The 22,615-nt window shown below is 37.9% G+C and carries 15 protein-coding genes and 1 CRISPR repeat array; of the genes, 8 read left to right on the forward strand and 7 right to left on the reverse strand.

All coding sequences use genetic code 11. The features are described from left to right. Positions 1-94: 94 nt before the first annotated feature. On the forward strand, positions 95-550 hold the full coding sequence (locus tag I8748_RS06745) for a hypothetical protein (protein WP_198123880.1): 456 nt from the start codon (positions 95-97) through the stop codon (positions 548-550). Between the two features lie 737 nt (positions 551-1,287). After that, positions 1,288-1,485, forward strand: a complete 198-nt coding sequence (locus tag I8748_RS06750; protein WP_198123881.1) for a DUF2811 domain-containing protein — start codon at positions 1,288-1,290, stop codon at positions 1,483-1,485. 628 nt (positions 1,486-2,113) lie between these two features. After that, positions 2,114-3,857: direct repeats of the CRISPR family, unit length 37 nt; unit sequence GTTTCAACTTTCTATTACCCCGCAAGGGGATTGAAAC. Positions 3,858-4,062: 205 nt separating this feature from the next. On the opposite strand, the gene I8748_RS06755 is transcribed toward I8748_RS06750, so the two are convergent. Continuing rightward, a complete protein-coding gene (locus tag I8748_RS06755) occupies positions 4,063-5,757 on the reverse strand; it encodes a M3 family oligoendopeptidase (protein ID WP_198123882.1) in 1,695 nt (564 codons plus the stop codon). Positions 5,758-5,942: 185 nt separating this feature from the next. Then, positions 5,943-6,821, reverse strand: a complete 879-nt coding sequence (locus tag I8748_RS06760; RefSeq protein ID WP_198123883.1) for a hypothetical protein — start codon at positions 6,819-6,821, stop codon at positions 5,943-5,945. A gap of 1,210 nt (positions 6,822-8,031) precedes the next feature. Here I8748_RS06760 and I8748_RS06765 point away from each other — a divergent pair. From I8748_RS06765 to I8748_RS06790, 6 genes are all read left to right on the forward strand, one after another. Then, positions 8,032-9,387, forward strand: a complete 1,356-nt coding sequence (locus I8748_RS06765) for an AAA-like domain-containing protein (protein WP_225896338.1) — start codon at positions 8,032-8,034, stop codon at positions 9,385-9,387. Positions 9,388-10,203: 816 nt separating this feature from the next. Beyond that, positions 10,204-11,370 (forward strand): AAA-like domain-containing protein, encoded by a 1,167-nt coding sequence (locus tag I8748_RS06770; RefSeq protein ID WP_214662459.1) that lies wholly within the window; start codon positions 10,204-10,206, stop codon positions 11,368-11,370. A gap of 341 nt (positions 11,371-11,711) precedes the next feature. Further along, complete coding sequence (locus I8748_RS06775) at positions 11,712-13,082, forward strand: MFS transporter (protein WP_198123886.1); 1,371 nt, start codon at positions 11,712-11,714, stop codon at positions 13,080-13,082. A 117-nt stretch (positions 13,083-13,199) separates the two neighbouring features. Then, positions 13,200-14,423 (forward strand): DegT/DnrJ/EryC1/StrS family aminotransferase, encoded by a 1,224-nt coding sequence (locus tag I8748_RS06780; RefSeq protein WP_198123887.1) that lies wholly within the window; start codon positions 13,200-13,202, stop codon positions 14,421-14,423. A gap of 38 nt (positions 14,424-14,461) precedes the next feature. Next, positions 14,462-15,205: a sterol desaturase family protein gene (locus I8748_RS06785; RefSeq protein ID WP_198123888.1), complete on the forward strand. Its 744-nt coding sequence runs from the start codon at positions 14,462-14,464 to the stop codon at positions 15,203-15,205. Continuing rightward, entirely contained in the window at positions 15,202-16,977 is a 1,776-nt protein-coding gene (locus tag I8748_RS06790) for an ABC transporter substrate-binding protein (protein WP_198123889.1), read from the forward strand. Before I8748_RS06785 ends, I8748_RS06790 begins: the two co-directional genes overlap by 4 nt. Before the next feature lie 103 nt (positions 16,978-17,080). On the opposite strand, the gene I8748_RS06795 is transcribed toward I8748_RS06790, so the two are convergent. From I8748_RS06795 to I8748_RS06815, 5 genes are all read right to left on the reverse strand, one after another. Further along, positions 17,081-18,262 carry an acyltransferase family protein gene (locus I8748_RS06795; protein ID WP_198123890.1) on the reverse strand — a complete coding sequence of 394 codons (1,182 nt, stop codon included), beginning with the start codon at positions 18,260-18,262 and terminating at the stop codon, positions 17,081-17,083. Between the two features lie 45 nt (positions 18,263-18,307). Further along, a complete protein-coding gene (locus tag I8748_RS06800; protein WP_198123891.1) occupies positions 18,308-19,306 on the reverse strand; it encodes a Rieske 2Fe-2S domain-containing protein in 999 nt (332 codons plus the stop codon). Between the two features lie 53 nt (positions 19,307-19,359). Beyond that, positions 19,360-20,325, reverse strand: coding sequence for an aromatic ring-hydroxylating oxygenase subunit alpha (locus I8748_RS06805; RefSeq protein ID WP_198123892.1), 966 nt, complete (start codon positions 20,323-20,325; stop codon positions 19,360-19,362). Positions 20,326-20,345: 20 nt separating this feature from the next. Further along, positions 20,346-21,353 (reverse strand): Rieske 2Fe-2S domain-containing protein, encoded by a 1,008-nt coding sequence (locus tag I8748_RS06810; RefSeq protein ID WP_198123893.1) that lies wholly within the window; start codon positions 21,351-21,353, stop codon positions 20,346-20,348. A 167-nt stretch (positions 21,354-21,520) separates the two neighbouring features. Then, complete coding sequence (locus tag I8748_RS06815) at positions 21,521-22,513, reverse strand: Rieske 2Fe-2S domain-containing protein (protein ID WP_198123894.1); 993 nt, start codon at positions 22,511-22,513, stop codon at positions 21,521-21,523. Between the last annotated feature and the right edge of the window lie 102 nt (positions 22,514-22,615).

Consider the following 22,615-nt stretch of genomic DNA (forward strand, 5'->3'; position numbering starts at 1 on the left):
GTTTATATATAATTTTTTCAACTGTTTATTTTTTTACACAAAGTTTTTGAAGCCATTTTTATGAGTATAAACATGTCTAAAAAGAGGTAATACTATGCTTCACCACATTTCTATTTCTGTGAAAAACCCTCAACACGTAGCTAATGTAATGGCAGAAATTATGCACGGCAGTGTATTGCCTTTTTCACCCAATCCTGGAGGTTACATGATGCTGGCGAGGGATAAATTTGGCACAGGAATTGAATTTTATCCTTTGGGTAGTGAAATTATTCCAGACGCATGGCAAGGGCAAGCGGGATTTAAAATCAATGAGCATCCTGCAAATTACACTGGTGTTCATGCAGCAATTTCCGTTCCCGTCAGCGTTGAAAAAATTGAACAAATTGGTGCAAGGGAGGGATGGCGTGTGCTGCCCTGTAGCCGTGGTGCTTTTGATGTTGTAGAATTTTGGATTGAAAACCGTGTGATGTTGGAATTGCTAACACCAGAGATGGTTGATAAATATCTTGATGCAGTTAACTTGGAAAAATTAGATAGAACAGTTCGCTAATGTAATACAGCAGATTTCAGCCTAGTGAGGTACAAAAATACCCCACTCGCGCACTTCGCGCACCCCTGAAGTCCCCCCTTACCAAGGCTATAGTGTACAGTTTTAAAATTCTTACCTAGCCTGAGTAGGGTGTGTTGTCGCGAAGCGCAACGCACCATCAATGATTTTCGGTGCATTAGGACTTCCGTCCATAACGCACCCTTGAATCTACCCGCAAATTTCGGTGTTGCTGTTGAGTACTGAAAATTCAGCTGATTCCAAAAACCGAGTTTACGGATTTGAACTTTTTGTAAATCTTATTATTAGCTGAACTTTTCCTCATTGATTCCACAGCTTTTCCACAGGTATTTCATGAGTTTTCCACAACTACCCTACAAACTAATAAGCTTTCGTTGCATTACTGGGGATTTTATCCTTACAGGGTCAAGCAATCTTACTTACTCAGTTTTTATTTAGAAATGTAACAAAAAAGTATCTATAACCCTGATTATGGCGTAAATATTTATTTTTTCTATAGTTATCTTTAACATTTCGTAGCATTGACAAACCCACCCCCTCTGATTGCACAATAATTCGACTAGCCTTTATAGTTCCTCGAACTTCTAGGAGCAACTGTATAAACTTACTCAAGTATTAGTACACCTTGTTCACTAGTCGAAGGACGATGTGAAACAGCTTAAAACTGCCTCACTTTGTGCTAGTTGTCCTGATTAATTTGCTTACCAGAAGCAAAACCCATGAACGCAACAGTTAGTATCCTCACACAAATTCCTTCATCCCTCCATGACTGTCTCAAGGACTACTTACAACAACATCCTGATTGGGATGAAAACCGCGTATTAACAGCAGCAGTCTCACTTTTTCTACTGCAAAATGCAGATGGCGATCGCCGTGTTGCTCAAGTTTATCTAGATACTCTGTTTCATCGCCACTAAATCAAAACACTTTGCGCTGTTGTGATTAAGCCAATAGTCACATCAATTAAACCTGAGAAAAGCCACAATCACCTCACTATTAACTCTTTTGTGCCTTGTTCAGTTTGTATATTTTTGACTGAACACAGAGCTTTCAAATTAAAAAGCCCTGAATTTATTTCAGGGCTTTGATTTATATGCGGTTTATTAAATGCTAGCCTAAAACATGTGCCAGCGCTTTTCTATATAAATAATCATCGCTCAATCGCTCACTCAAAGGTAGGGGAGAACTACCCATTTTTTACCCATATTTACCTGGGTATCTCCTTAATACTTTTTTTAGATTTGCCCGCACCCTACTGTGAAGTTTTACTGTAAAAAGTTACATATAGTTCATAAAACCTCGACAATAACAAACAATCATTTATGATTATGTAATCAGCTTGATGTTTGGCAGGGGAAAGCGGGGGCAAAATCCCTGGAGTCCCGCCAAAATCGCCAGAACCTTGACAAATCAATAATTACAGCGTTTCAACAGTTAGGGTAACTGCAATTATTTCGCAATAAGAGCGGCTGAAATTAACCAAAATTTCTCCCCCGCCAAAATCCCTAGCAGGAAGCTTGTTTAGTAACGGTTTCAGAAGGCAGGGTTTCAACTTTCTATTACCCCGCAAGGGGATTGAAACTCGTACAAATTACTTTACCTGACCGCATACGTCCACTTGTTTCAACTTTCTATTACCCCGCAAGGGGATTGAAACGAACTGGACTGACTCCAGGTACTATTTATTTTCTAGGTAGTTTCAACTTTCTATTACCCCGCAAGGGGATTGAAACTGCCTTATGTCTATCTTATTCATTTTGAGGTTCCACGTTTCAACTTTCTATTACCCCGCAAGGGGATTGAAACATACGAATTTCGTCTAGTTGCCCTGAAAAATAATTGTTTCAACTTTCTATTACCCCGCAAGGGGATTGAAACGGGGACTTTAGCGGCGTTGGTTATGAAATGGCAAGCTGTTTCAACTTTCTATTACCCCGCAAGGGGATTGAAACTTCATAGCTACGTACAGAAGCACCAAGTAAAAATGGTTTCAACTTTCTATTACCCCGCAAGGGGATTGAAACGCTTGCTTTGTTGAAATTGCTTCTGATTCGTTATTGTTTCAACTTTCTATTACCCCGCAAGGGGATTGAAACCTGGCCAAAATCTAGGTTTATGCCCAGTTCTTCTTTGTTTCAACTTTCTATTACCCCGCAAGGGGATTGAAACTTCAGCTATTCTACGCTCCAACGCTCTAGCAGCTTGGTTTCAACTTTCTATTACCCCGCAAGGGGATTGAAACCGGCTAGTTGAACTGACCTAACAAACCAAATAGCATGTTTCAACTTTCTATTACCCCGCAAGGGGATTGAAACAAGAGTACTGGCGATCACTATCTGACGAAGAGCAAGTTTCATCTTTCTATTACCCCGCAAGGGGATTGAAACACGCAGAGGTGAACAACAAATCTCTGCAAGGCGATCGCCCAAGTTTCATCTTTCTATTACCCCGCAAGGGGATTGAAACTTGCAACTATAAATTTGTCTTTTGGACTATCACTAGTTTCATCTTTCTATTACCCCGTAAGGGGATTGAAACCGCGATGCAATAAAGGCTCAAATTGATATCGCGTCCACGTTTCATCTTTCTATTACCCCGCAAGGGGATTGAAACCTATACAGGATGCTTTGGTTAAAGGGGGTTTTATTCCGTTTCATCTTTCTATTACCCCGCAAGGGGATTGAAACTGTTTAACAAAAGCGGCTTTGTAATTCTTGTGTGCGTTTCATCTTTCTATTACCCCGCAAGGGGATTGAAACTTCTTTTTCAGTCATCCCTAGTTCTTTTCTAAGGATTGTTTCATCTTTCTATTACCCCGCAAGGGGATTGAAACAGCCTATACCAAAGTAACTCTTTAGTGAGCCTACTTTTAGTTTCATCTTTCTATTACCCCGCAAGGGGATTGAAACAGTCAAGTTGATAATCATAATGCTAACTGTCCAAGTTTCATCTTTCTATTACCCCGCAAGGGGATTGAAACCCGAGAGTTAATGATGATCGGTTGGATACCTAGGGCTGTTTCATCTTTCTATTACCCCGCAAGGGGATTGAAACCCATTGATGAGATGATACGTGATCTTACCTTTTTCAGTTTCAACTTTCTATTACCCCGCAAGGGGATTGAAACTTAACAAAAACGGATCTACAAATCCTTGTATTAATGTGTTTCAACTTTCTATTACCCCGCAAGGGGATTGAAACTTGATATAAGTCTTTCCCCTTTCCCCTTTCCCCTTTCCCCTTTCCCCTTTAGTTTCACCTTTCTACTACCCCGCAAGGGGATTAAAACAAAAGCGCTTTCAGTCTAGGCATGGCAAGATAAAAGGTTTCAATAGGACTTACGCAAAAAACCTTTCAAACCCTCATTCCTACTCTGCTTCACTTCCTTTTGCTATCTGACATCTTGCACCAGTGGCTTTATTGCAATTACGTTACCTGTGCGTAAGTCCTGAATTTTTGCGAAAAAAATATGACAATGCGCCTAAGTCCTATTTTCAATCAGCAGCCTTCAAAGAGGAACGCACTTTTTCAACGACTTGAGTAAGTGCGCCAGGTTCAAAGGGAGAAATCAGATTTGCCGATCGCACTAATTCTCGAAAGGATGCAGAACCCCCGCGATCGCATAACGCAATATACTCCGTCAACGCCTGCGAATAATCTTCTTGTGCTTTGGCCCAAAACTGCAACGCGCAACACCCCGCCAAGGTGTAATCAATATAGTAGAACGGCGAACAGTAAATGTGTTGTTTTTCTTGCCAGAGTCCGCCTTTATTGAGGTAATTCAAATCTCCATATTGACGCCAAGGCAGATAATGAGCTTCCATCTGTTGCCACATTTGATGTCGTTCTTGGGGGGTTGCTTCTGGGTTTGCATAGACCAAATGCTGAAAATGATCGACAGCCACCCCATAAGGTAGAAATAGAATCGACCCAGCTAGGTGCTGAGAACGAAATCGATCAGCTTGATCACCAAAAAACTTTTCCATCTGCGAGCCGGTGAGAAACTCTAAGCTCATGGAATGAATTTCACATGATTCTAGGGTAGGCCACAGGTAATCTAAAACTGGCAAATTGCGACTTCGCCACATTTGAAAGGCGTGACCGATCTCGTGAGTGAACACCTGCACGTCATTTTTTGTCCCATTAAAATTTGCAAACACATAGGGAACATCATAAGTTGGGAAGCCTGTGCAGAATCCGCCTCCTGCCTTTCCAGAACGGTTTTGCAAATCCAGTAAATGCCGCTCAACCATCATGGCGAAAAAGTCACCCAACGATGGATTCATGGCATCAAACATTTCTTGCGCCCGTTCCAACATCCAGTCATGATCGCCAATGGGAGCAGGACTGCCTTGTGCATCAAAGACGGACTCATCCCAGAAATACACGGTGTCTATGTTGAGGCGCTTCGCCTTTTGCTCAATTAGCTCCATCGCTAAGGGAACGACCTCTTGAACAACTTGATCTCGATAGCGCTCAACATCGGTTTGATCGTAATCTACTCGTTGCATTCGGCGATATCCTAGGGCAATGTAATTCTCATAGCCCAATTTTTTTGCCATCTGATGCCGCAGTTTCACCAACTGATCAAACAATTGATCTAAGCGGTCTTGATTCTGCTCAAAAAACTGCCAGCGACACTGCTCTGCCTGATGGCGAATGTCTCGCTCTTTACTTTGCAGATAGGGTTGCAAACCTGATAAATTCACCTGCTCACCCTGAAAATCTAGCTTTGCTGAGGCGATCAGTTGGGTGTACTCATTGGTGAGTTTGGATTCTTCGACTAAATCTGCTGCGATCGCTGTTTCAAAAGTCGTGATGTCTGCTTCCCACAGCAAAAAGGCTTGCCGTCCCAAACTTTGTTCTAACTCGGCGCGATTAGGGCTGTGGATAAGTTGCCGTTTTAGGTCTACTTCAAGGGCAATCAGAGATGGCGAAAGTTCGTTGCAATAGTCCAAGGCAGTTTTGTACTCTGGGTTTTGCGTATCTTGGTGAAAGTGTAGTTGCGTGAGTTCCTTCCACGTACTAAGTCTGCGTCGCAAGGTATCCCACTGCTCAATGGCAGCCTTTCGTTGCTCAGAAGTTTGAGCCTGGTTAAACTGTGTCTGGATGGCTTGGTATTCGGCCGTCACGGTTGAGAGCGTTGGAGTTTCTGCTGTGATGTCGGCAAAATCTACTGGAGCTTGCATCAATCATTCCCCTCAGTAATAAGACATTCAGTGATCAGGCGGCATTCAGGAGTGATAAAATTCATATTTTACAGCAGTTTTCAAATCAATAGACCATACCACTCCCTACTCCCTACTCCCCACTCCCAGCCCTAGGAGCCACTCCGTTGCGGGGGTCTCCTTCTTACGGTACTCTTTGATATTAATTACACTAGTGTTGCGTAAGATTTATGAGTTGCTGTTGTTCCCAAAACAGTATGCAACTCATCTTGCAAACGTTGGAAAAAGGTTTCTTGTACATGAGCAAATTTGGCAACTCCTTTCCCTGCCCAAGCGATTATTTGCTCTTCAGGCACAGAGGTATATTGGACGGCTAAATTTAAAGCATTGATGGCTTCATCTGAATGATCAGCTTCTACACCAACTGTATTCTCAGTACCGTGAATTACTATCCAATACCAAGGACTTACACTACATTCTGGAAATTTCACTTTATTGCTTTTGATAAATTGACCAAAGTGATCGTTACGTTGCTTTGAAAAAATCACACTATTTATAATACTGAACTCATGCCCACCAATTGTTTCTGTGGCTGCGTGAAATCCCATTGCCTCTATCAAGCTGGACAGATTTGTCGGTTCAGCATCATAGCCTGCTTCTACTTGCAGTAGGATGTCATTTAACCAAGTACCTAACGAAGCTATCTGGTGTATTTCTTGAGTTGATAAATCAGCATACTGAGCCAATTTATCCAGCAAAGCATAGGACAACGTACGGTGCGAAACTCCCGTTCTTGGATCACGAAATTCCTCAATTGATGCTGCAAATACTTTAGCTGCAACATCCATTGAACGCTCGCCACACTCTAAAGTAGAACAACCTGTTTCTTGAAACAACATACTAGAGCCAATCTTACTAGCGAGAGCAGGCACTACATAACTGTACGTTCTGCTGTAACGTACAAACCTCTGCATAAACCAGTAGAGAGTTTTGGAATTAGTGATTGCATCTTTACAGGTATTCTCCATCAAACTATCTATACGAGCAATATCAATCCAAGGTAGAAAATCTTGTAGTGTAATCATGAGTTTATTTCTAATGAATAGTCGTTGTTGCTATGTAAACAGATCAAAAAGTATTAGTAAGCTGGTAGATTACCCAAGGATGCACATACGAAATTACGTGCTTGTTTTAGGTAAAACGTACACAATAAACAATAGCTGAAAGAAAATTTTTGCTTCAGCAGTTATATGAGGATAAATTTTGGCATTTATTAATTTGAAGTAAAATTGATGTGTAGTATCTTACCTTTAATTTATATGTTGACACAAGCCTGATTTAAAAACTTCATAAAATAACAGTTTTCTCACTTCAGATATTGCAGCAACCGTAGATACCCCTAAAAATTAAATAAATAGTACAATTTTCCTCAAAAATGTTTAAATATCGTTATTTAGAGTTATCATAGTCTCAGCTAAAATCCTATATATCTATTCAAAAAACAGTAATTTTATCTAACAAATCAAGTAAGTTCTAGTTATCATAAAACTAATATTTACCGTAACATTACAGTTGTAGTCTCATTTTGACAGTGCAATTACTTTATGAAACTTTAATTTAATCAAATTAGGATTGACGCAAGTGTTGTATTTTTTTGCAAAAAGCGTCCCAAGTCCAAAAATCTTGACTTTTGAACGCCAGTTTGCGAAGGCATCAGTGTCATACATATCTGTCTAGCGAGATAGTAAGATTTTTCGCAGTCATATCAAATAATTTTGAAATATCAAATATCAGATTTTTCACTGATAAGTTTTTTTTAACATACAGGAAGTCCATGAGTTTTTTGTTAACTGTTACTCGGTGGGTTAGGATTAGGTTTGGCGATCGCACGCCACCTAGTGGAACTGCATGGTGGAACAATTGAAGCACAAAGTCCAGGTCTTGAGTAAGGAGCCACCTTTACAATCCGACTACCACTAATGCCTACAGCACCAACAACAAGTCATGAATTGTATGATACCAACCATCATTGTTCACGGTGGTGCAAAAACTAGAACAAGTGGCGTGCGACTGGCGTCGAGTGACCTCCAAGACAGGGGCTACCTCACCGCGCTGGCTCACCAATGGCAAAGAACGACCAGATAAAGTGATACTTTCGAGATTGTTAAAGTATTATAAATTACTTAATTAAAATCAGGCTTAAGCTGTATTCTCTTACTGAGAAAAATCAGCATATTAATAATTTTACATATGCATTTTGGGCAACTGAGGAGTAATACAAGTATAGATAAATTTTTGGAAATAACGGAACAATATCTGTTATTTCGGCAACTCACCCCCATTGAGCAATTAATCCTGCGTTCTTCCTTACTGGGACATGAATATAGCGAAATGGCACGGAACTATACTTACAGTGTCCCTTATCTGAAACAAAAAGCTTCTCAGTTATGGGAGAATCTGTCTCAGGCATCAGGGAAGAGAGTTACCAAAAAAAATTTGTCATCACTTGTGAATATGTACATGCACAACAGCGATCACAAGTTACAAAGTTCCGTAAATACAAAAATAATCACAAAATCACAAAATAACTATCCTACGTGTACACAAACTCAGATCAAATATCCCGGCGGGCCCATACCACTAGACTCTCTTCTTTACATCAATCGTTCCCCAATAGAAGAAATTACTTGCGCGGAAATTACCCAGCCTCAATGCCTTCTGAGAATTAAGGGTTCCAAGCAAATGGGTAAAACTTCTCTGCTTAGCCGAATCATGGCTCACGCTAAAGCTGTAGGATATCAAACCATTTACTTGGACTTTCAAGAAGCAGATGAAGCAGTTTTTGCCTCCTTGGATAAATTTTTGTATTGGTTCTGTCTCAATATTACTAAACAATTGAACCTCAATCCCAAGTTAGACGATTATTGGGATGAGCATATAGGTTGCAAGGTCAGCTGTAAAATTTATTTTGAGGCTTATCTATTCAAATGTATACATTCTCCCATAGTATTAGGTTTGCATGAACTGAATAGAGTTTTTCAGCATCCTAATATTGCTCAAGACTTTCTACCGATGTTGCGATTTTGGTATGAGTTGGCCCAACAGGTAGAAACTTGGCAAAAGCTCAAGCTTGTGCTGGTTTACTCTACAGAAATATATGTACCTCTAAATATCAACCAATCACCCTTCAATGTTGGGCTATTAATGAGGCTGCCAGATTTTACTAGTGAGCAGGTTCAGGAGTTAGCAGTAAAATGCAGACTTGATTGCATAGATCGCCCCCAAACTGAGCTACTAATGTCAATGGTAGGGGGACATCCCTATTTGGTGAACCTTGCTTTTTATTATCTAAGTGCTAAAGGAATGACTTTGGAGGAATTATTATTAACAGCTCCTACATCAACTGGAATTTATGCTAACCATCTACAAAGTCTTTTGGTAATGCTGCAAACTCAAACACGATTAGCGTTAGCCATACAGCAAGTTTTAAATACTAATAAAAGTGTGCGACTAGAAGCTATCACTGCTTATCAGTTAGAAAGTATGGGGCTGATTAAACTAGATGGTAATTTGGCTAAAATCAGGTGTAAATTATATGATTTATATTTTAGTTTACACTTACAAGACTTACACAACTGGCACACTAAATAAAGGTTAGAGTTGCCAAAAGTTCATAGTCAATCGTCTTTAATCAAGCTTTTTTGGAGTATTGACTATTGATAGCCTCAACTAAAAATTTATGACACTTGATATTTACAAGTGTAATTATACTTTAGTAATTGCTGACCGAATTTGAGATTTTAGATTGCCGATTTTGGATTGACCCCACTGTGGGTAAGGGTTTGGAAATTTTAACGTGAGTCTCCAACAAAGGCGCACCTGCGGGGCGAAAGAAACATCTTTTTTCTAAAGTTCGACAAACCTCTCCCTCCTAATCTCCCTTTCCTAAAAGGCGAGAGAAGAACAACGAAAAAATCAGAATTTTACTCCCTTCTCCTTGAAAAAGAGGTGTTGGTGAGCTATTGCGCTAATGAAATTCCAATGATTGTATCCTTGTTTTAATTTGTGATAATTTTTCTAGCTGACTACCCAATTAACTGTAAACAATTATACCAAATAATTATTCTTTAATAATTGTCTTAAAAGTTATAACTATCTGCTTAACTGTCTTAACTGTCTTAACTGTCTTTAATTTTTGAGTGAATTAACTGTTTAACTGTCTTAACTGTCTTATCTGTCTTATCATTTCTTAATTAATTATTCAACTTGTACTTAACTACTTTAGTCAACGTATTGCTTTTTTTTTCTAACTATGAAAAGTTATAGCAATACATAAATATCTGAAAAATCATCTTCCAGTATGAAAACTAAGTAATGATTTCAACAGCTTTTTCAAAAGTTCTATCTTTTCTTAGCTAGCCAATATTTGTTCTTAAGATGTCATTTTTAATTAATCAATAAAACACAATGCAGTACCAAGTGGGTGGTAGTCTAAGTTTTGAAGCAGCCAGTTATGTTGAGCGGCAAGCAGACAGAAAACTTTACAAAGCATTAAAGCAAGGTGAATTTTGTTATATTTTAAATTCACGACAAATAGGTAAATCCTCGTTGTTAATTAGGATTCGACATCGCTTAGAACAAGAAGGATTTAAATGCGTTACCGTAGATATGACCAATATCGGCAGTCAAGACATTACTCCTCAGCAATGGTATAGAAGTATTATCGCTGATTTATGTTTAGGGTTTGGCCTATTAGATAAAATCAATTTAAAAGCTTGGTGGCAACAATGGGAAAATTGTTCTTTAACTTTTATATTGAATTTGTTTATTGAACAACTACTCTATGTTCACTTTCCCAGAGAGCGACTGGTGATATTTATAGATGAAATTGATAATTTACTGAATTTGAGTTTTTCAACTGATGACTTTTTTGGAATGATTCGTTTTTGTTATAACCAAAGAGCAATTAATCCAGAATACGAGCGCCTTAGCTTTGCTGTCTTTGGCGTAGCTATACCATCCGATTTAATTAAAAACAGGAATATAAGTCCTTTTCATATCGGTCAATCTATAGAAATTAACGGTTTTGAACAGCAAGAATCCCTACTTCTTGCTCAAGGATTAAAAATAACAGGTACTCAAGCTCAGGCAATTTTAAAAGAAATTTTATTTTGGACTAGTGGACAACCATTTTTAACACAAAAAATATGTGATTTGGTTGCCAGTTATGTTCAAAACCCTACAAAGCAACTGCTAGATAGTTCATCAATAGTAGATGCTAATTTTGTCAGAAACTTGATCAAAAAGTATATAATTGAAAACTGGGAATTCCAAGATGAACCTCAACATTTGCGAAGCATATGCGAACGCATAGAACATAGTAGACAACACAAGGATAAAATCCTGAATATTTACCAGCAAATATTACAAAATTTACCAGTGAAATGTGATGATAGTAGAGAACAAAAGGAACTGTTACTGATCGGTATAGTGGTCATACAAAAAGGGTTACTCAAAGTAAAAAATCAAATTTATGCAGAAATATTTAATCTGAATTGGGTAGAAGAACAAAGGACAAAAAATTCCAGAGCATCCACTTTGCAAAGATATATAAGTTCTGGTGGAAGAATATAAGCATAAATAAAAAGTGTGTATCAGCAACTATGAACCAGGATAAACAAGAACGGATCAAAGCTGCTGAAATTATTTTATGGCAGGGTCAAATATAACAGATTCAGGCTTTATTTCATCATTGCCAAGGTAAACAAGTTCAGAACTTTGTGTCCGTTGTGCTGAACTCAAGACTTTACCTGCTATTTGAGTATTTTTGGTAAAAAAGGATGCTTACAGTTCATTTGATGTGACAAGTCATGGTTTTTTAATTAAAATAAAAAATATGTGCAACCTGTAAATAACTTGACAGCAGCACTCAAGTTTGTAAGTATCAATATAGTTTATATAATAACATCCCTACTATGACAAAAACACTAATGACTGTTTTGCAAGAAATGCGATTATTTATCGTTGTTTGGTTGGGGCAATTAATCGCTTTTACTGGTTCTAGCATCACTTCTTTTGCAATAGATATTTGGGTTTATCAAAGCACTGGTTCTATCACCCAATTTGCTTTAGTCCTAGTATTTTCTACTGTGCCAATGATCCTGCTTTCTCCCTTCGTTGGTACTTTAATTGACCGATGGGATCGCCGTTTGATTTTACTGATTGCCAATTTCGGAATTAGCATTAGTCCCCTAGTGATTGGTAGTTTGTATATTTCTCAACAATTAGCAGTATGGCATGTATACACCCTGGCTTTGATCCATTCAGTTTTCGCTAGTTTGCTATGGACTACCCTTGCTGCTTCCATAACTAGACTGGTACCAAAACAGCACTATAGTCGGGCTAATGGTATGAGTTCTATATCTAACAGCATTGCCCGAATTGTTGCACCTCCTGTATCAGGTGCGTTGTTACCCCTAATTCATATTCCAGGGATTATCATAATCGATTTGTGCGCGACGGCGGTGGCTATCATTTGTTTGTTATTGATTCGTTTTCCCAAAATTACTTATACTAACGAAGCAGCAAAAAATAGTTCTATTTGGCAAGATACTCTTGATGGATTCACCTATTTAATTACTCATCCTGGCTTATTAGGATTAACAATATCTATATCTTTTAACAGCTATATTATGGGGGGAATTGATATTCTAATTCCTCCTTTAGTATTAACTTTTGCTTCTACAAAAATCCTGGGTCTGGTTTCAGCTTGCTTTGGTATTGGTACTCTAATCGGTGGTTTGCTGATGAGTATTGGAGGATGGTTAGAGCGTAAGCTCAATATAATATTGATGGCGATGTTAGCCAGTGGGCTATTGATTTTAGTTTCTGGTTGGAAATCTTCTTTGAGTTATTTCATTTTTAGTATGTTGCTATGCTTTATCTTACAACCTATTATTGGTGGATTGTCACAAACTATCCTGCAAAACAAAGTGGAATTGAATATGCAAGGTCGGGTGTTTTCGATCAAATCATCTCTTGAAATCGCCTCACTTACTCTAGGCTTTATATCTTTTGGGCCTTTAGCAGAAATGTTTGAACACTTGATGGTTGCTGATGGTTATTTAGCAAAAAGCATTGGACAAATTATTGGTGTAGGTGCTGGTCGTGGTATTGGGCTACTTTTGTTAATCATGGGATTTGTGGTTATTCTAGCCACCGCTATTAGTTACTGTTTCCCTCGCTTGCGGTTTGTAGAAGATGAATATCCAGATGTAAATCTTGATACTTTTAATATCAGTAGTGAAAGCGATCGCACTGAAGATACTGTTGTATCTAGAACTTAAACTCAAATCATTCTGCTTTCTAAAATAAATCTAAAAGCATCTGATACAGCATCAATAATCATGTATCATACACCACATGATATTGATTAATGCTGTGTACAATATCAATAAACAATAATGCAAAAATACATTGTTCCTTATATCTGTAAGGGAAGTTTATTTGGAGAAGAAGAAATAGAAGCAGTAGCAAATCTTCTTCGTAGTGACGAACCGCTGGCTTTTGGCTCTGAACGTACTCAATTTGAAACAGAATTTGCCAATTTTATTGGCACAAAGTATGCCTTAACCGTTACCAACTGCACAGTAGGACTAGAATTTGCCACACATTTAATAGGCTTAAAACCTGGTGATGAAGTTATCGCTACTCCTTTCACATATCAAGCAACTCTCTTACCCTTACTAGATAAAGAAGTAAAGGTGCGATTCTGTGACATTGACCCTAATTCATTGTCTATTAATCCTAATAATATTCAATCTCTGATTACAGCCAAAACCCGCGCTATATACTTAACTCACTATGGTGGGTATATGGCAGATATGAACCCAATTATGGAGTTAGCCAATCAACATAACATCATTGTGATTGAAGATTGCGCCCATGCTAATGGTAGTAAATATCAAGGGAAAATGGCTGGCTCAATCGGTCATATTGGCTGTTTTAGTTTCCAATCTCTCAAGAATATGTCAACCTTGGGACAAGGAGGAATGTTGACCTTTAACAATGATAGATGGTTTGAGATCATCAAAAAAATTAGAGCAGCAGAACCAGATGCAGATTTTGTTTCCTGTGAAAGTATTGAATTTGGTAATTATGGTAAGCCAGCTTATGGGATTTATGGGCATGAAAAAAACTCATACACCCATGAATGCACAGCTATCCGTCATACTGGAACTAATTCAACGTTGAGTGAACCAGCCTGTGCTGTAGGACGAATTCAACTAACTAAACTCAATAGTTTTAATCAGAGAAGAAAAAATATTGCAGCTTATTTAAATCAAGAATTATCAAGTATTCCAGAAATACGTGTACAGAAATGGGCGAGTGGCTATGAACATGTTCAGCATCTATATACGTTTTTTCTAAAATCAGATTCTCGCTTAAATCGGGATGAATTTGCAGCCAATCTAGAAGCAGCAGGAATTCAAATTATTTTGCGATATTTTCCCCTACATCTGCTCCCAGAATGGAGACTAAAAGGACATAAATTTGGAGAATGCCCCACAACCGAAAAAATTTGGTTTGAACAGTTAATCAATCTTCCTTGTTATCCGGCGATGACAGATGAACAAGTGATTTATATGGCAGATAAAATTGTAGAAATTATCAAAAAAAAGCATTAACAGCCAATTACAAATCTATAAGTAAACTAGTTATTACCATGAAACAATTACTGATAAATTGGCTAGAGATTTTTTTATTTGGTGCTGTACTCTGGCTTTGGGAAATTGCCGATCCACGGACAGAAATTAAATATATCACTGAATACCCTAAAGAGTTGTTGAACTGGGTAGCGAGATTTTTATTTGATATTATTCTGACTTTAGGATTCGCCTACTGTTTACGGTTTTTATTTACCCCAACGCTTCTAGATGCAGTTGCAAATACTGGTATTTTATCACTGCCGTTATGGGTAAGAGTAATTATTTGCTATTTATTATCAGACTTTACTTACTACCTCATTCATCGAGCAATGCATAGTTATCAGTTTTTGTGGCTAACTCATAAATGGCATCATTCCATTGATGTGGTGTGGTGGTTAGCTGGTATGAGAGTCAGCTTTATGAGTTTATTCTTGCTGCGGTTTGCTGTGCTTTGGGTGCCACTTTTACAACTGCCTATAGAAACTCTGATTGTCATGATACTCTACAGTGCCACAACTCATGTCAATGTTAAATCCCACCCTTGGATGGGAATTATAGAATGGATTTTTGTCACACCTCGCTTTCACTGCATCCATCATTGTTCTAGTACCAAAGTGCAGGGTAAAAATTTAGGTGGTATGTTTACCTTTTTTGATAGAATTTTTGGCACTTATGTCAACCCAGAGACTATTAACGTAGAGGAGGAAAAATTCGGTTTAGGAGATGAGCAGATAACAGCAAAAATGATTGTAGGGATATGAAAACTTGGCAGCAATTTAAAATTCTAGGCTTTCGGATTTGGCTGATTTTACTAGTTTTAATAACTTCTATAACAGTAATTAGATACTACTCATTTTATCCTAAAAGCAAAGCTGTACCTGTCTCGAAGATAATTACTAGCCTTTCTGTATATCCTAAGACTTTTAACCCAGCACTCGATGAGTATCCTAGTCTTGTAGGTTATACCCATGAAGGGTTAGTGAGTGAAAATAATCAAGGAGTAATTCAACCTAGTCTTGCAGAATCTTGGCAGATTTCTGAAGATAAAAAAGAAATTATTTTTACTCTGAGGTCAGGACTAAAATGGTCAGATGGACAGCCAATTACCACAGATGATGTAGTGTTTACTTACCGAGATATTTTTCTGAATAAAACTATTCCTACTAATGGGCAAGATTTATTGAGAATTGGTAAAAATCGTACTTTTCCATCTGTCGAAAAAATTGGTAATCTGCAAGTTAAATTCACTCTACCTGAACCTTATTTTCCCTTCATCAGAGCAACAAAGCTACCCATATTACCTGCTCATGTTTTACGCCAAGTTGTCAATATAAAAGATGAAAATGGAAAATCTTTGTTTTTATCAACTTGGGCTAATGATACTCCTTCTGAAAAAATGGTTGCCAATGGCCCGTATAAGATAGAAGGTTTTGTTCCTGGAGAGCGGATATTTTTTCGCAAAAATCCTTATTACTGGCGCAAAGATCAACAAGGTAATTCTCTACCTTATATTGACAGAATAATTTGGCAAACTATTGATAGTACAGATAATGCTATTATTCAGTTCCGCGCTCAAGGATTAGACTATATTGGTCTTGATCCGAGCTATTTCTCTCTATTGAAACGAGAAGAGAAAAAAGGAAATTTTACCATTTATAATGGTGGTGCTTCTTTGTATGTCTCTCATATTAGTTTTAATCTCAACCAAGGTAGTCGCAATGGTAAACCCTTAGTTGATCCGATTAAATCTGGGTGGTTTAATAATTTGGCATTTAGACAAGCGATCGCATTCGGAATTGATCGTCAAAGTCTGCTAAATAACGTATATGCAGGATTGGGAGAAATTGCTACTTCCTATCTTCCTATTCAAAGTCCCTATTATCTTTCTACCCAAGCAGGTTTAAAATATTATGAATACAATCCCACAAAAGCTAAAGAATTACTGATAAAAGCAGGCTTTAAATATAATAGTCAAGGTAGGCTATTAGATAAACAGGGAAATTTAGTTAGGTTTACCTTAATTACAATTGCTAGTGAAAAAATACTAGAAAAAATCGCAGTACATATTCAACAAGATTTAAATAAAATTGGTATTCAAGTTGATGTCAATCCTGTAGCTTTGGGATTATTTATAGACAAAATTGTTAACTCTTTGGATTGGGATTGTCATGTAGTACCTCTAAAGTATCCTGTAGAACCAAATGAGATGGCTAGTGTTTTCTTACCTGAAGGTGGGTTTCATGTATATAATCAGCAACCCCAAAGAGGACAACAACCAATCACAGGACGAAAAGTAGCAGATTGGGAACGAAAAATTGGTAATCTCTATGTGCAAGGCGCTACAGAATTTGATGAAGTCAAACGTAAAGCTATCTATGCAGAAGCGCAACGGCTAGCATTGGAGTATCTACCATTTATTTATTTGGTTAAACCTTTGGAATTAGCAGCTATGAGAAATCGTATCCAGGGATTTAAATATTCTGCTTCCAGTGAGCCATTTTGGAATATTTATGAATTGAAAGTGGTTAAATAGTACTTATACCAATTCGTAATTCGTAATTCGTAATTAAGAAAGTCAGATATGGCCTGAGTTTCGGGGTTGGAATGTGTTGCAGGATTTGAGAGAATTGGTATTACTAACGAAATCGATATTTTAAGCGATGGATTGGCTGCTCTATAAACTGCCAAGAAAATGCTGCGATCGCATATGCAATGGCTACATAAACAGGAAACATAAACCAGGGGCCAGCTATGTAACCTGGGGGTACTATTGGCGGAGTTATTGGAGGCAAAATTGGACTCAAAAGCGGTAAGAGGTGGTTAAAGAACACTTCTGGAATATCACCATGATACACATAAAGCCCGTAGCTAATTTGTCCTGAGTAAACCAACCAAGGATGATGCAAAATTTCTCCTAATAAACCTTTTATTCCCTGTGCTGTATAACCAACAATAGCTACCCCTGCTATACCAACTACCACATCCATGAATAATACTAATATTGGTTGTACTTCTGCTTGAAGAGGAAAATGCAGTAGTATAAAGCATCCAGATAGTAACGGTATTCCTACGCATAATGCCACCTTTAAAAACTTCTGTACTATTTCAAAATGATATTGATGAAGTAAAGCCAAAATTGCTCCCATTGCTAAGGTATCAAAGTTATTAAAAGGTAGTTGATATGCTTGTAAAATTGGGAGGTGATAAACTATGCCAATACCCCGTAAGATGGGTGAAGTCATTACCAAACCGATAGTTATAGGGAGGAGCGATCGCACTGGTAAAAACATCAGTATTAATGGCATTATTAGATAAAACTGGGCTTCCACAGCCAATGACCAAAGATGCGCCCTACTAACCATCGTGGGTTCGAGAGCAAAAAGCCAATTTTGTCCATATAAAATAAACACCCACAAATATTTTCCTTTACCTGGAAATATGAATATTGAGGTAATCAGGTAGATAAAATAAACTGGCGACAGCCGTAAAAACCGACGCATAAAAAAGTTTTTCAAGCCTTGCCAATAAGAAATATTTCCTGCTTCATATTCTTGGCGGGATTTGAGTAGAATGCCAGTAATCAAAAAGCCACTCAATACGAAAAAAACCCGAACTCCTAACCATCCCCAAGGTAAGAAAGTCCGAATAGGATTAGATGGTTCTAAATAATGTTCTATGAAAACAGCAAAAATTGCCAATGCTCGCAAACCATCAAGCTGTGGCATATACTGTCGTGGTTTATAATTGACGACTGTATTTTGCTCATCATTTGTCACAAACTGAGGAAATTTTAACAGAGGGGTAAAAGATTTGTTCACAAATCATTGGTGATAATTAGACAATATTAAATAAAATTTTGGTGATTAGTTAACCAAAATTTTACTATTACTAGAAACATAACTATAAAATTGACTCGCCCAACGTCGATACTGCATAAGTGGGCCGTCATCCTCACACAAAAGAGGTGAAAATCTATATATTTTATTTTCTAAAATTGGTACATCCTTGGCTGTTTCTGTGAAAATCGTTTGCATCAGCTTTTCCTCAAAAGCCTCATTTTCAGCTTCAGTAGGAAGTTTTTTAAAAGTGATAAGCAAATGATTTTCAACATACTCTTGATCAATAGGAGTAGTCAAAGTTAATATATTAATCTCTTGCAAAAAATCTTCGCTTTCGTCACCAGTTTTACCAGGAAAATAATAATCTAGGTTATATCCTAAGCCGTAGTAAGTGTATTCAACATAACTTTCTTTTACCAATGACGTATCTTCATCTGTACTAAAACGCCAGAGTAATTTTGCACCATCTGTCTCAAAGCTGAGAACTTTAACCGTATTAGCTCCATGAATAAACTTGAGGTGAGACGTGTCTAAAGGGTTCTCTTGAATTTCTTGAATATGAGAGCGCAACCGCCATTGAGCAGCACAACGGAATGGACTCCATGTTAGTGAATTATACTCTTTTAATTTGGGAATTTCCCAAGTTGGTGCTTCACCTTCAGCGTGATACCACACCATAATTAAACCGTTAACTTCCCGCACTAACCAAGGTTTAATATGAGCTTTAGCAGGTATTTTATGAGTATAAGGAATGTCTATACATCGTCCTTCGCCATGAAAACGCCAACCATGAAAAGGACATTGAATAGTATTCTCAACAACACAACCACCATAGCCTAAGTGTGCGCCTAAATGGGGACAGTGAGCATCCATAACGTGAGCTATGCCGTCTTCAGTGCGAAACAACACTAAATCTTGACCGAAATAATGTAGAGGTTTAACTTCTTTAATGGCTAACTCATTGCTATAACCTACGCGAAACCAGCCATTGGGAAAGGATGTAAAAGGAAATCGAGATTTCATATTGAACACAAGTTTTATAATTGATTAGCTGGAACTTTACAAGTACTTAAAGACTAATTGGAATAAAATTGTCCAGCCCATTGTCGAAACTTCAGAATCTGACCTTCGCCCTCACACAATAGAGGAGAAGTGCGATAAACTTTGTGTTCAAAAATATTATTATCTTTAGATGACTCCCTTTTAAGTGTCTCTAGAGCAGACTTTTCTAACTCAGCTGTTTCTTCTGCATCAGCCAGCTTTTTGAGACTAAAAAATTGATGACCTTCTACATATTCTTGATCAATGGGAGTAGCCAGAGCTACGATAAGAATCTCTCCAGGATTATCATTACCAGGATGACTATGGACAACACAGTAACCAAAACCATAGAAACTAACATCAATGTAGTTTTCAATGTTTAAGGTTTCATCTTCCGAATCTGGATAGTCATTAAGAACCCATTGCCAGTGCAACATTGTACCTTCTGTCTGTACAAGCTTACCTTTAGCAGAACTAACTCCATGTAAAAATTCTACATGAGCCATATCCATGACATTTTCAGCAATTTCTTGCACATGAGAGTAAATCTTGTTTACTCCCACTGTCCGAAAGGGAGTCCATTGTGGCGAATTATATTCAGGTAATTCTGGTATTTCCCAAGTTGGTGCTTTTCCTTCGGCGTGATACCACACCAAAATTAACCCGTAAATTTCTCGCACATACCAAGGTTTCACCTGAGCTTTGGAGGGTATCTTTTTAGTGTAAGGAATTTCTACACAATTACCTTCGCCATTAAAGCACCAACCGTGAAAGGGACATTGAATTGTCTCACCTTTGACGCACCCACCATAACCCAAATGTGCGCCTAAATGGGGACAGTGAGCATCCATAACATGAGCTATTCCGTCTTCAGTGCGAAACAAGACTAAATCTTGACCGAAATAATGTAGAGGTTTAACTTCTTTAATGGCTAATTCATTGCTATAACCAACGCGAAACCAACCATTAGGAAAGGATGTAAAAGGAAATCTAGATTTCATATTCGTGTCTATAAAAATGGTTAGGACTGATATTGAGGAATTTTGCTATTACTGGGAACAGGACTATAAAATTGACTCGCCCAACGTCGATACTGCATAATTGGGCCATCGTCTTCACACAGCACAGGAGAACTTTGGTAAACCTTGTTTTCTAAAATTGGTAAATCTTTTTCTGCATCAGTAGCGATCGCCTGTAGTATCATTGCCTCTAAATCAGAATTATCAGAGCCGTTTCCAGACTTTTTAAAGCTGATAATTAGGTGATCATCAACATACTCACCATCAACCGGAGTATTCGAATTCAGATTAATAAACTCTGGTTGAAACTCTGAGCCTGGATAGATTCTTTCTACCAGATATCCCAAACCATAGTAAGTAAAATCAAGTCGATTTACTACCTCTACCCTTGATTTACCATCCTCATCAGGTAAACTCATCTTGGCATGACAAGACCAGTTGAGAATTGAATCGTTAGCATAAAAAGCCCTATCATCTACAGAGTCAATTCCATGTACAGCCAGAAAATGAGCCGCATCAATGCCATTTTCATTAATGTCTTGAACATGAGAACGTATACGCCATTTACCAACTGTGCGAAAGGGTGTCCATTCTGATGAATTATATTCTGATAATAAGGGAATCTCCCAACTAGGTGCTTCTTTTTGGCTATGATACCAGACCATAATTAAGCCATTAATTTCCCTGACAATCCAAGGTTGCAATTGTGCTTTTAGTGGTATCTTTTTCGTGTAAGGAATTTCTACACATTGTCCATCGCCATTAAAGCACCAGCCATGAAAAGGACATTGCACAGTGTTACCAATTACCCGTCCCCCATGTCCCAAATGTGCGCCTAAATGTGGACAGTGAGCATCCATAACATGAGCCACGCCGTCTTCTGTGCGGAATAGCACTAAATCTTTACCAAAATAATGGAGTGGCTGCACTCCTTTAACTGGTAGTTCTTGGCTGTAAGCTACTCGAAACCAACCATTAGGGAAAGATGTCAAGGGATATCGTGTTTTCATAAGTAATAACTAGAAATTAGGGAATAGGGAAAAAAGGATGATTCATGTGCAGCATTTTCAATTACTCTATTCCGGTATAAAAATACTTAATTTTTTACGAACCACAGAGGCGCAGAGAACACAGAGGTAAAGAGGATATAGGTAAATTTTTGCGGGGAAGGAAGTAATCACAATACAGCTACAGGCTCAGCAATATTGAAGCTATCTTTATCAACTAATTCTGAGATAAAAAACTGGGAATACCAGCGCCTAAACTGCATGATTGGGCCATCACCCTCACACAAAATAGGTCTTTCGGGGGAGATTTTATGATTCCATATTATAATATCTTCTTCTGCTCCTGATTTCCATTTTTCGCTACAGGAACTTATTATTTGTTTAGTTGTTTCATCTACGGCTTTATCGCTTAACAACGACATATAAAAATCTACATATTCTTCATCTACAGGACTCATGTAGTTACAAGTAACAAACGGTAACTTTTGTCCTTCACTCCAAATATTTAAAATTAAACAACCTGCACCCCAGATAGAGAAATGGGTTCGCCCTTCAATTTCTTGTTCTCCTACTATTTCTTTGCCGATAGTATGGATATCAAAAGAATAATCTCCCCATGCAAAAGTTGCTTCTGGAATAACTGTATTACCATGTAAAAACTTTATATGTACTGGATCAACCAGATTTTCAACTAAATCCCGTGAACGACAATGCACCCGCCATTTCATTTTTTCATGGACAATTAAATCTTCACCATCATCACCTTTAATAACTGGAATTTCAAAATTAGGAGATTTACCAGCAGCGTGAAAATAAACCGTAATGATTCCATTAGCTTCCCTAACAGGCCAGTTGTTAACTTTCGCTTTGTGGGGAATTTTTGTAGTGTAGGGTATGCTTGTACATTTACCCTCACCATCAAAGCACCAACCATGAAAGGGACACTGGACATTATTACCAACAACTTTTCCACCCATAGCCAGATTAGCGCCTAGATGCGGACAGTGAGCATCAAGAACATGAACTACACTATCTTCACCGCGAAAAGCAACTAAATCTCGACCAAAGTAATGCAGTGGTTTAACTTCACCAATAGCTAATTCATCACTCCAAGCTACTTGAAACCAACTATTAGGAAATGCAGGATAAGAAAACCGAGACATATATGATTTTCCTCGTACACACAGATGATTTAATCAGTCTAAATTTAATTTAATTTTTTGGTGCGTTAGGACTCGCGTCCATAACGCACCCTACTTAGGGGA

The sequence above is a fragment of the Amazonocrinis nigriterrae CENA67 genome (assembly GCF_016056305.1).
GTDB lineage: Bacteria > Cyanobacteriota > Cyanobacteriia > Cyanobacteriales > Nostocaceae > Amazonocrinis > Amazonocrinis nigriterrae.

Coding starts and splice junctions, on each gene's coding strand:
- I8748_RS06745 (WP_198123880.1), top strand. CDS start 95: ATGCTTCACCACATTTCTATTTCTGTGAAAAACCCTCAACACGTAGCT.
- I8748_RS06750 (WP_198123881.1), top strand. CDS start 1,288: ATGAACGCAACAGTTAGTATCCTCACACAAATTCCTTCATCCCTCCAT.
- I8748_RS06755 (WP_198123882.1), bottom strand. CDS start 5,757: ATGCAAGCTCCAGTAGATTTTGCCGACATCACAGCAGAAACTCCAACG.
- I8748_RS06760 (WP_198123883.1), bottom strand. CDS start 6,821: ATGATTACACTACAAGATTTTCTACCTTGGATTGATATTGCTCGTATA.
- I8748_RS06770 (WP_214662459.1), top strand. CDS start 10,204: ATGCAGTACCAAGTGGGTGGTAGTCTAAGTTTTGAAGCAGCCAGTTAT.
- I8748_RS06775 (WP_198123886.1), top strand. CDS start 11,712: ATGACAAAAACACTAATGACTGTTTTGCAAGAAATGCGATTATTTATC.
- I8748_RS06780 (WP_198123887.1), top strand. CDS start 13,200: ATGCAAAAATACATTGTTCCTTATATCTGTAAGGGAAGTTTATTTGGA.
- I8748_RS06785 (WP_198123888.1), top strand. CDS start 14,462: ATGAAACAATTACTGATAAATTGGCTAGAGATTTTTTTATTTGGTGCT.
- I8748_RS06790 (WP_198123889.1), top strand. CDS start 15,202: ATGAAAACTTGGCAGCAATTTAAAATTCTAGGCTTTCGGATTTGGCTG.
- I8748_RS06800 (WP_198123891.1), bottom strand. CDS start 19,306: ATGAAATCTCGATTTCCTTTTACATCCTTTCCCAATGGCTGGTTTCGC.
- I8748_RS06805 (WP_198123892.1), bottom strand. CDS start 20,325: ATGAAATCTAGATTTCCTTTTACATCCTTTCCTAATGGTTGGTTTCGC.
- I8748_RS06810 (WP_198123893.1), bottom strand. CDS start 21,353: ATGAAAACACGATATCCCTTGACATCTTTCCCTAATGGTTGGTTTCGA.
- I8748_RS06815 (WP_198123894.1), bottom strand. CDS start 22,513: ATGTCTCGGTTTTCTTATCCTGCATTTCCTAATAGTTGGTTTCAAGTA.